This is a genomic window from Catonella sp., from assembly GCF_052169795.1.
In the GTDB taxonomy this organism is placed as follows: domain Bacteria; phylum Bacillota; class Clostridia; order Lachnospirales; family Lachnospiraceae; genus Catonella.
The window spans coordinates 39,949-48,734 of record NZ_JBQNBU010000010.1 but is presented as its reverse complement, the minus strand read 5'-3'; the positions used below and the strand labels follow the sequence as shown (position 1 = coordinate 48,734).

Annotated in this window: 11 protein-coding genes; all 11 read left to right on the top strand. The window is 38.2% G+C overall.

The features are described 5' to 3' along the window. A partial coding sequence (locus tag ACTTKP_RS02865) for a type II secretion system F family protein (protein ID WP_442552396.1) occupies nt 1-389 on the top strand: 389 nt, incomplete at its 5' end. 10 nt (nt 390-399) lie between these two features. Further along, nucleotides 400-729, top strand: a complete 330-nt coding sequence (locus ACTTKP_RS02860; protein WP_442552395.1) for a hypothetical protein — start codon at nt 400-402, stop codon at nt 727-729. A 1-nt stretch (nt 730) separates the two neighbouring features. Continuing rightward, nucleotides 731-1,210, top strand: coding sequence for a DUF4860 domain-containing protein (locus ACTTKP_RS02855; protein WP_442552394.1), 480 nt, complete (start codon nt 731-733; stop codon nt 1,208-1,210). A 23-nt stretch (nt 1,211-1,233) separates the two neighbouring features. Then, nucleotides 1,234-1,716 (top strand): hypothetical protein, encoded by a 483-nt coding sequence (locus ACTTKP_RS02850; RefSeq protein WP_442552393.1) that lies wholly within the window; start codon nt 1,234-1,236, stop codon nt 1,714-1,716. Next, entirely contained in the window at nt 1,716-2,189 is a 474-nt protein-coding gene (locus ACTTKP_RS02845) for a pilus assembly PilX N-terminal domain-containing protein (RefSeq protein ID WP_442552392.1), read from the top strand. The genes ACTTKP_RS02850 and ACTTKP_RS02845 overlap by 1 nt, the downstream gene beginning before the upstream one ends. A gap of 23 nt (nt 2,190-2,212) precedes the next feature. Then, nucleotides 2,213-3,271, top strand: a complete 1,059-nt coding sequence (locus ACTTKP_RS02840) for a type IV pilus twitching motility protein PilT (RefSeq protein ID WP_442552391.1) — start codon at nt 2,213-2,215, stop codon at nt 3,269-3,271. A 2-nt stretch (nt 3,272-3,273) separates the two neighbouring features. After that, a complete protein-coding gene (locus ACTTKP_RS02835) occupies nt 3,274-3,447 on the top strand; it encodes a DUF951 domain-containing protein (protein WP_442552390.1) in 174 nt (57 codons plus the stop codon). Nucleotides 3,448-3,598: 151 nt separating this feature from the next. Then, nucleotides 3,599-3,880: a 30S ribosomal protein S6 gene (rpsF, locus tag ACTTKP_RS02830; protein ID WP_442552389.1), complete on the top strand. Its 282-nt coding sequence runs from the start codon at nt 3,599-3,601 to the stop codon at nt 3,878-3,880. Nucleotides 3,881-3,909: 29 nt separating this feature from the next. Continuing rightward, nucleotides 3,910-4,353, top strand: coding sequence for a single-stranded DNA-binding protein (locus tag ACTTKP_RS02825; RefSeq protein ID WP_442552388.1), 444 nt, complete (start codon nt 3,910-3,912; stop codon nt 4,351-4,353). Nucleotides 4,354-4,388: 35 nt separating this feature from the next. Continuing rightward, nucleotides 4,389-4,667: a 30S ribosomal protein S18 gene (rpsR, locus tag ACTTKP_RS02820; RefSeq protein ID WP_442552387.1), complete on the top strand. Its 279-nt coding sequence runs from the start codon at nt 4,389-4,391 to the stop codon at nt 4,665-4,667. A gap of 234 nt (nt 4,668-4,901) precedes the next feature. After that, nucleotides 4,902-8,783 (top strand): DNA-directed RNA polymerase subunit beta, encoded by a 3,882-nt coding sequence (rpoB, locus tag ACTTKP_RS02815; RefSeq protein WP_442552386.1) that lies wholly within the window; start codon nt 4,902-4,904, stop codon nt 8,781-8,783. Nucleotides 8,784-8,786: the final 3 nt, after the last annotated feature.

Sequence of the window (8,786 nt, the reverse complement as noted above, 5' to 3'; positions counted from 1 at the left end):
CCCTTGCAGTTATGAATGCAGGTGGAGTGGAGATGACGGAGGCAGTTAAAAATGCCTCTAAAGTAGTTGAAAATAAAAAAACTTTAGCTAAGATTGACAAATGTATAAGCCTGCTTGAAGCTGATGAAAAGCCGGAGAATGCATTTAAGGAAACGGGTCTGCTTAATTCTCTTCATTCTAAAATGTTTGGAGTGGCCAGGATGAGTGGTTCGGGAGATACTATACTTTTTAAGTTGGTTAACAGATTTGATGAGGATATAAATTCAAGGCTCAGTTCTCTGTCTTCAGTAATAGAGACTATCCTTGTAGTAGTTTTGTCGATTATAGTAGGGGCTGTGCTTATATCTGTAATGATGCCTTTGATGAGTGTAATTGCGTCAATAGGCTAAGGAGCAAAATATGAAAAAATTTGTAGATGTAAAGGCGAGAAGAGCTGAGAGGCAGGGAATATTAAAGTCACTTCTTTTCGTAGGAATAATATCAGCAGTTTTGATTGTAGGTGTGTTTTACATAAGCAACATGGGAAGTGAGCAGGGTATTAAACTTACCAGAGAGGCGGCGGTCAGAACAGCGGTTGAATGTTATGCGATAGAGGGAATTTATCCGCCTAATGTACAGTATATGGAAGATAATTACAACCTCAGCTATGATAAGACTAAATATTATATTCATTACGATATATTTGCATCTAATATTATGCCTACAATAGAGGTATATGAGAAGAGGTAACATGGAAAATACAAATAGAGAAAAGGGGCTTGTACATACTGTCTGCGTGTTGGCTGTTATTTGTATGTTCGGTATTTCGGCGATGATGCTTGGCAGTGTGGGGGCTTCTGTTTACAAAAATATAGCAGAAAGAAACTTAGACAGTTTCGAACTTAGGACTTCTCTTTCTTATGTGAAGACTAAGATTAATCAGTATGATGAAGTGGGAAAGATTGCCATTGAAGAAAAAAATGGCATAAAGACACTTATTCTTAGTGAGGATATTGAGGGAGAAATTTTTGACACTGCAGTTTATTTTTATAAGGGTAAGCTTTACGAGATTACAGGTGCAAAGGGCATGGAGTTTAAGCCGGAAGACGGGTTTGCCATATTGAGTGTAGATTCGTTTGAAATTACAGAAAGTAATGGTCTTGTTAAGCTGGCAACAACTGATGATGATGGAAGCAGTGAAACTCTGTATGTGAAGCTTAGGAGCAATTAGATAAAGAGCTGTTAGGAGGGAAAATGAACACATTTAAGACGGACAATACAAGGGAAACGGGAATGAGTTCAGGAGTCATGCTTCCTGTTGTGGAACTTGTTATTGCTATTGGCTTATTTACTATCATCAGTATATTTATAATTCGATTTTTTACCTCAGCCAATACAATGAGCAGACAGGCAGATGATTTGAGCAAAGGACTTATAAAGGCTGAATCAGCAATAGAACTGTCAAAGACTCTTTCTCCAAGAGAAGTTGCTGCGGAACTTGGCGGAAGCTATGATGAAAAGAAAGATGCAGTAGAGGTATATTATGATAAGGAATGGAAGGCAGACAGCTTAAACAGCAACAGTAAGTATGCGGTTTATGTGAAATTTACGGATGAACCCGAAGTAAATGGAGTGCTGAGGCAGATAGGAGCGACGGTTCTTGCAGCTGATGTAAAGGGTGAATATATTCCTATTGCTAAGCTAAATGGTACAAAATATATTAAAGGTGGCAAATGATGAGAAACGGTATAAAGAATAGGATGAATACAGGCGGCGCATTAGTAATACTGGTAATACTTGTAGTTGCTATGTCATTATTTGCGGTTCTTGCCATTCAGTCATCTCTTAATGAAAAGAAACTTTCGCTTAAGACAAAAGAAGGTATAGAAAATTATTATATGTTGGATGCTGAAGCTGAGAGAGTTTATGCGAAAATAGATGGTATCGTAGTTAAGAGTGAGGATATTGCAGAGAAGCTTAATGAGTATAAAGAATTTAAGGATGCAACAGCAGACGGTGATGTTAAAGTAGAGATAAGCGACATAGAGTATGAAGGTGAGTTTCCTACGCTTGTTAAATACAGTGTGGTAAAAGGTGAGAAAAGCCTGAATGTAGAAGTAGGAATTATCGGAAGAAAAACAGCTATCAATAGATGGAGCACGAAAACCAAATCTGATAATTTAGAATATGAGCTTGAAATTACTGATTAAATTTTAATATGGGAGGACTCAAAATGGAGTTAATGAATATCCTTGAGCAGGCAGTGAGAGAGGATGCATCAGATATTTTTCTTGTTGTAGGACAGCCAGTTTCTTTTAAATCGGATGGTACGATAAAGAGAATGGATGAAAATAAGCTGATGCCTGTTGATACAGAGCAGATAATTACCAGTATTTATGACAAGGCAGGAAGAAGCTTGAGCCATTTTATGACAACGGGAGATGATGACTTTTCTCTTTCAATTGCAAATTTAGGACGATTCAGATGCAATGTTTTCAGGCAGAGAGGAACTTTTGGTGCAGTAATTCGAGTTGTTCATTTTGATCTTCCGGGTTATAAGGAGATGAGAATTCCTGAAAGCATAATGAAACTTTCAGAGCTTAATAAAGGTCTTGTGTTAGTAACAGGAGCGGCAGGTTCAGGAAAGAGTACAACGATTTCTTATATCATAGACAGGATTAATGAAACGAGAAACTGCCATATACTGACACTTGAAGATCCTATTGAATTTCTCCACAGGCATAAAAAGAGCATAGTAAGCCAGCGTGAAGTTAAGATAGACAGTGAAAGTTATTCTTCAGCTTTAAGGGCTGCAATGCGTCAGTCTCCGGATGTAATTCTTGTTGGTGAAATGAGAGATTATGAAACTATAGATATAGCTATGACAGCAGCTGAAACAGGACATCTTGTGCTTTCAACACTTCATACTATAGGTGCTGCTAATACAATAGACAGGGTAATTGATGTATTCCCTGCATCTCAGCAGCAGCAGATAAGAGTACAGCTTTCAATGGTGTTGCAGGCGGTAGTATCCCAACAGCTCATCCCGGGAGTAAATAATGAATTACTTCCTGCTTTTGAAATAATGAAGGTAAACAGTGCGATAAAGACTATGATAAGGGATAATAAAATACATCAGGTTGATTCGGTTATTTATGCTTCAGGTAAGGAAGATATGAGAACCATGGATTCCAGTATTCTTGAACTGTACACTCAGGGTCTTATTGACAGTCAGACTGCACTGAATTTTGCGACTAATCAAGAACTTATGAGCAGACAGGTAAACAGGTAATTATGGAAATAAACCTTGATGCTATAGTCACCTTAAAAAAAAATCACCCCTGCGGCTCTTATGAATGGAAGGTGATGAGAACCGGGATGGACATAAGGCTCAGTTGTCTTGGATGTGGAAGACAGGTGATGCTTCCTAGAAAACAGGTCGAAAAAAATATTAAGAAAATACGATAGGTTGAAAAAATGATTTTGGTACTTGCAAAATCATTTTTTTTATATTATAATATTTATTTGTGATGTAAAATAAATATCCTTGCCCTTTATATGCTACTCGTCCTAGCAAAAGAGAGGGCCGGAAAAGACCAGAAGGAGGAGCAGAGCAACTATGAACAAATATGAATTAGCGTTAGTTGTTAATGCAAAAATCGAAGACGAGGCTAGAAACAAAGTAGTAGAAGATGTTAAAGGCCTTGTGACACGTTTTGGCGGCAATATCACCGATGTAGAAGAGTGGGGAAAGAAGAAGCTTGCTTACGAGATTCAGAAAATGAATGAAGCTTACTACTATTTCATCCATTTTGAGTCTGAGTCATCAGCACCAGGTGAGATAGAAAGCCGTATCCGTATTATGGAGAACGTTCTTAGATTTTTATGCGTTAGACAGTAAGCATAATCTTAAGAAGGAGGTTTTCCTTTATGAACAAAGTAATTTTGATGGGTCGCCTTACCAGAGACCCTGAAATGAGATACTCTCAGGACATGGCCATTGCAAGATTTTCGCTGGCAGTAGACAGAAGGTTTAAGAAGCAGGGAGATACAGTTACAGCTGATTTCTTTAATTGCACAGCCTTTGGGAAACAGGGAGAATTCGTAGAAAAATATCTGAAGCAAGGTACAAAAGTATTAGTTACAGGCCGTATTCAGAATGATAATTATACAAATAAAGATGGTCAGAAAGTATATAGTGTGCAAGTGATTGTTGAAGAGATAGAGTTTGCTGAAAGCAAGAATACTTCAACAGGAGGTACAGGCTATGCACAGGATATGCCTGGCGGTGAAAGAATAGAGCCGACAGCTCCGGGAGATGATTTTATGAATATTAATCCTAAATTTGATAAGGATCTGCCGTTTGGAGATTAATAGTTTTATTTGATGAATTATAGGAGGTAATAAGCATGCCATTCAATAAGGATAATAAGGGTGCTAGAGAAGATAGAAGTGATTTTCCACGCAGAAGGCCAATGCACAGAAGAAAGAAAGTATGTGCTTTGACTCCGGAAGAGTTGGATAATCTTGATTACAAGGATGCAGCAAAGCTTAAGAAGTTTATTTCTGAAAGAGGAAAGATTCTTCCTAGAAGAATTACAGGAACAAGTGCTAAGCATCAGAGAATTTTGACAACAGCTATCAAGCGTGCCCGTCATTTAGCACTCATACCATATGTTTGTGAATAAAAATTATTAAAAAGAGGCCCTGCCAAATGAGTAGTCAGTTGGCAGGGTTTTATTTTTTTGAAGTATGTATATTTAAAATAAAAAATCCAAGGCTTGACACCTTGAAAAAAAAATGATATTATTAAAGATGCACTATTAGGATTATTATGGGTACTAATAATATTATATCATAAAAAAACTAAAAGTGCAAGTATTTGTAAAATGATTAAAAAATATCAAGGGGTGAAAACGTCAATGAAAAAAAACAGAATTCGTCCGATTAAAGCAGGAAACGGGATAAGAATGAGTTATGCCAGACAGGAAGAAGTTCTTGAAATGCCTAATCTCATTGAGGTTCAGAAAAATTCATATAAATGGCTTCTTACTGACGGGTTAAGAGAAGTATTTGACGATATCTCTACGATTGTTGATTACAGCGGGCGCTATGGGTTAAGATTCGGGAAATTTACCCTTGAGCCGAAGGAGAATCGCACAATCGAGGTGTGCAAAGAAAGAGATGGTACCTATTCAGATTCTCTTAAGGTAGAGGTAGAATTGGTTGATCTTAAGGAAAATAAGCTTATTGACAGAAAAGATAATGTTTTTTTGGGTGAGCTTCCAAGGATGACGGAAACCGGAAGTTTTGTCATAAACGGTGCAGAACGAGTAATTGTAAGTCAGTTAGTCCGTTCGCCGGGCATTTATTATGGAATTTCTCATGATAAAACAGGCAAAGAGCTTTGTACTGCACAGGTGATACCTAACCGTGGTGCATGGCTTGAATATGAAACTGATTCAAATAATATTTTTTATGTTAAGGTAGATAGAAACAGAAAGGTTCCTATAACAGTGCTTATAAGGGCATTGGGAGTGAGCCTTAATAAAGATATTGAAGATATGTTTGGAGATGAGCCAAAGCTTCAGGCAAGTCTCGCCAAAGATGTATCTACAAATTCTGATGAGGGAGTTCTTGAACTGTATAAGAAACTTCGTCCGGGTGAGCCTTTAGTAATCGAAAATGCGTATAGTTACATTAATAATATGCTTTTTGATTCTAAAAGATATGACCTTGCAAAAGTAGGACGCTATAAGTTCAATAAAAAGCTTGCTTTCCGTAACCGTATAGTTAAGAAGGTATTGGCTGAAGATGTGATTGACAGGCTGACAGGTGAAGTTGTTGGAGAAAAGGGTACTGTTATAACAGTGGAACTTGCAGATAAGCTTCAGAATATAGCCGCTCCTTATGTATGGATTCAGGGAGAAGACAGAAATGTAAAAGTAATGTCTAATCTTATGGTTGATATGAGTACATATCTTCCTGAATTAAATAAAGAAGAACTGGGAATTACAGAACTTGTATATTACCCAACACTTATGGGGCTTATGGAGCTTGCTAACGGTGATTATGCGAGTGATGAATTTAAGCTTGAGATAAAAAAACATATTAATGATCTTATTCCAAAACATGTAACCAGAGAAGATATATTTGCTTCTATAAACTATGTGTTTAATTTAGATCACGGTATAGGACATGAGGATGATATTGACCATCTTGGAAACAGGCGTATACGAGCAGTAGGTGAGTTGCTTCAGAATCAGTATCGTATAGGGCTTTCAAGAATGGAAAGGACTGTAAAAGATAAGTTAAGTTCTCTAATTAATAGTGATACTATAGATACAGTGACTCCTGGGGAATTTATTAATTGTAAGCCTGTAACAGCTGCAATTAAGGAATTTTTTGGAAGTTCACAGCTTTCACAGTTTATGGATCAGCACAATCCTTTGGGTGAACTTACTCACAAGAGAAGGCTTTCAGCCCTCGGTCCGGGAGGACTTTCAAGAGACAGAGCAGGATTTGAGGTTCGAGATGTACATTATTCTCACTATGGAAGAATGTGTCCTGTTGAGACTCCTGAAGGACCGAACATCGGTCTTATCAACTCTCTTGCGAGTTACGCAAGGATAAATGAATATGGTTTTATCGAAGCACCTTATAGAAAACTTGATAAGACTGATCCGGCAAATCCACGAGTAACTGATGAGGTGGTTTATCTTACTGCTGATGAGGAAGATCCGTTTATAGTTGCACAGGCAAATGAACCGCTTGATGAAAACGGATATTTTATAAATAATTCAGTATCAGGTCGTTTTAGGGATGAAACATCTACCTATGATAAGAAGAATGTAGAGCTTATGGATGTATCTCCTAAAATGGTATTTTCAGCAGCTACAGCTATGATTCCTTTCCTTCAGAACGATGATGCGAACCGTGCACTCATGGGTTCTAACATGCAGCGTCAGGCAGTTCCTCTTCTTTTTACGGATTCAGCAGTGGTTGGAACCGGAATGGAAGGCAAGGTTGCAGTTGACTCAGGTGTATGTGTACTTGCAGAGAAGGCAGGTGTAGTTGAAAGTGCCGGCGGTGACAGGATTACTATAAGAAATGATGAAGATAACAGATTAGTGGAGTATCCTTTGCTTAAGTTTGCAAGAAGCAATCAGGGTACCTGTATAAATCAGCGTCCTATAGTTAATAAAGGTGACCATGTAGAGGCTAAGCAGGTAATTGCTGACGGTCCTTCTACTAAGGGCGGTGAGATAGGTCTTGGAAAGAGTCCTCTTATTGGGTTTATGACTTGGGAAGGTTATAACTATGAGGATGCAGTTCTTCTTTCAGAGCGTCTTGTAAGAGATGATGTGTATACATCTATTCATATTGAAGAATATGAATGTGAAGCTAGAGATACAAAGCTCGGTGATGAAGAAATTACAAGAGATGTGCCGGGAGTAGGCGAGGAAGTTCTTAAAGATCTTGATGATGCTGGAATAATAAGAATAGGTGCAGAAGTTCGTGCAGGAGATATTCTTGTAGGTAAGGTTACTCCAAAGGGAGAAACGGAACTTACAGCAGAAGATCAGTTACTCCGTGCAATTTTTGGAGAAAAGGCGAGAGAAGTCAGGGATACTTCCCTTCGTGTACCTCATGGAGAGTATGGAATAATTGTTGATGCTAAGAAATTTTCCAGAGCGAACCATGATGAACTGGCTCATGGAGTTAAGGAGAGTGTAAGGGTATATATTGCTCAGAAGAGAAAGATTCAGGTTGGAGATAAGATGGCCGGACGCCATGGTAATAAGGGTGTAGTTTCCAGAGTCCTGCCTGTTGAAGATATGCCTTTCCTTCCAAATGGAAGGCCTCTTGATATAGTTCTTAATCCTCTTGGCGTGCCTTCCCGTATGAACATCGGTCAGGTGCTTGAAATTCATTTAAGTCTTGCAGCTACAGTGCTTGGTGTTAAGGTTTCAACTCCTATATTTGACGGTGCAAATGAGGAAGATATTGCAGATACTCTTGAACTTGCAAATGACTATGTGAATATGCCGCTGGATGAGTTTGATAAGAAATATAGAGAAGACTTAGGTGATGAGGTTATGGACTATCTGCTTACACATCTTGACTCTAGAAATGACTGGCAGGGAGTGAAGATAGGTAGGGATGGTAAGGTTTGGCTGAAAGATGGTAGAACAGGACAGTATTTTGACTCTCCTGTTACAGTGGGATTTATGAATTATCTGAAACTTCACCATCTTGTAGATGATAAAATTCATGCCCGTTCAACAGGACCTTACTCACTTGTAACACAGCAGCCACTTGGTGGTAAGGCACAGTTTGGTGGACAGCGTTTTGGTGAGATGGAAGTTTGGGCTTTGGAGGCTTATGGCGCTGCTTATACTCTTCAGGAGATTCTTACTATTAAATCTGACGATGTTGTAGGGCGTGTTAAGACCTATGAGGCTATTATTAAGGGTGAGAACATAAGTGAACCGGGAATACCTGAGTCATTCAAGGTACTTCTTAAGGAACTTCAGTCACTTGCACTTGATGTTACGGTACTTGATGAAGATGGCAATGAGATTAAAATGATGGAAAATCCTGACTATAATAATGATGACTTTGCTGTATTGAATGATGTAAATGAAAGCTTTACTTTTACTGACAGTGAAGTAAAAGATGGATTTATAGAAGATATGCCGGATGGAATTGAAAAAAATGATGAAGATGATGAGTCTGATTATTATGACAGTGAAGATTTAGAGTTAGACTATGATGACAATAGTGATAACGAAGATTTTTAATTT

What these genes read in the sequence shown, in the direction of transcription:
- ACTTKP_RS02860 (WP_442552395.1), top strand. Translation starts at nt 400, where the DNA reads ATGAAAAAATTTGTAGATGTAAAGGCGAGAAGAGCTGAGAGGCAGGGA.
- ACTTKP_RS02855 (WP_442552394.1), top strand. Translation starts at nt 731, where the DNA reads ATGGAAAATACAAATAGAGAAAAGGGGCTTGTACATACTGTCTGCGTG.
- ACTTKP_RS02850 (WP_442552393.1), top strand. Translation starts at nt 1,234, where the DNA reads ATGAACACATTTAAGACGGACAATACAAGGGAAACGGGAATGAGTTCA.
- ACTTKP_RS02845 (WP_442552392.1), top strand. Translation starts at nt 1,716, where the DNA reads ATGAGAAACGGTATAAAGAATAGGATGAATACAGGCGGCGCATTAGTA.
- ACTTKP_RS02840 (WP_442552391.1), top strand. Translation starts at nt 2,213, where the DNA reads ATGGAGTTAATGAATATCCTTGAGCAGGCAGTGAGAGAGGATGCATCA.
- ACTTKP_RS02835 (WP_442552390.1), top strand. Translation starts at nt 3,274, where the DNA reads ATGGAAATAAACCTTGATGCTATAGTCACCTTAAAAAAAAATCACCCC.
- rpsF (WP_442552389.1), top strand. Translation starts at nt 3,599, where the DNA reads ATGAACAAATATGAATTAGCGTTAGTTGTTAATGCAAAAATCGAAGAC.
- ACTTKP_RS02825 (WP_442552388.1), top strand. Translation starts at nt 3,910, where the DNA reads ATGAACAAAGTAATTTTGATGGGTCGCCTTACCAGAGACCCTGAAATG.
- rpsR (WP_442552387.1), top strand. Translation starts at nt 4,389, where the DNA reads ATGCCATTCAATAAGGATAATAAGGGTGCTAGAGAAGATAGAAGTGAT.
- rpoB (WP_442552386.1), top strand. Translation starts at nt 4,902, where the DNA reads ATGAAAAAAAACAGAATTCGTCCGATTAAAGCAGGAAACGGGATAAGA.